Consider the following 549-nt stretch of genomic DNA (forward strand, 5'->3'; position numbering starts at 1 on the left):
CATTCGCCGAAAATTCGATAATACTCAATTTGAGTAACTCACAAATTTTACCTTAGCCTGATCCGTTACCAGTGAAAGTAACGTTCAGTCTATCTTTCTATCACATACCCAAATTTTTAAAGAACGATCTAATCAAAGACTAGAAATCAATATTCATTACCGAATATTCATTTCTAAACTCTAACAGCAGAAGCAGTTAATGGTGGAGCCAAGCGGGATCGAACCGCTGACCTCCTGCGTGCAAGGCAGGCGCTCTCCCAGCTGAGCTATGGCCCCATAACAAAATTGGTGGGTCTGGGCAGATTCGAACTGCCGACCTCACCCTTATCAGGGGTGCGCTCTAACCAACTGAGCTACAGACCCAATTTCGAGCGCAACTGATTAGCTAAGAGCTATCAGCTTGGAGCTTAAAGCTGCTTCTATCGTCTTCTTCAATGAATCAAGCAATTCGTGTGGGAACTTATGGAGCAGCTGATGTCGTCGATTAAGGAGGTGATCCAGCCGCAGGTTCCCCTACGGCTACCTTGTTACGACTTCACCCCAGTCATG

At 45.7% G+C, this 549-nt stretch carries 2 tRNA genes and 1 rRNA gene; all 3 read right to left on the minus strand.

Annotation, left to right across the window (positions count from 1 at the left end):
• Window positions 1-200 precede the first annotated feature (200 nt).
• Window positions 201-276 (minus strand) — tRNA-Ala (locus HBR93_RS26765).
• A 10-nt stretch (window positions 277-286) separates the two neighbouring features.
• Window positions 287-363, minus strand: a tRNA-Ile gene (locus tag HBR93_RS26770).
• Window positions 364-485: 122 nt separating this feature from the next.
• A 16S ribosomal RNA gene (locus HBR93_RS26775) occupies window positions 486-549 on the minus strand; the annotation flags it as partial.

This window comes from Pseudomonas sp. WS 5411 (assembly GCF_012985595.1).
GTDB classification, from domain to species: Bacteria; Pseudomonadota; Gammaproteobacteria; order Pseudomonadales; family Pseudomonadaceae; genus Aquipseudomonas; species Aquipseudomonas shahriarae.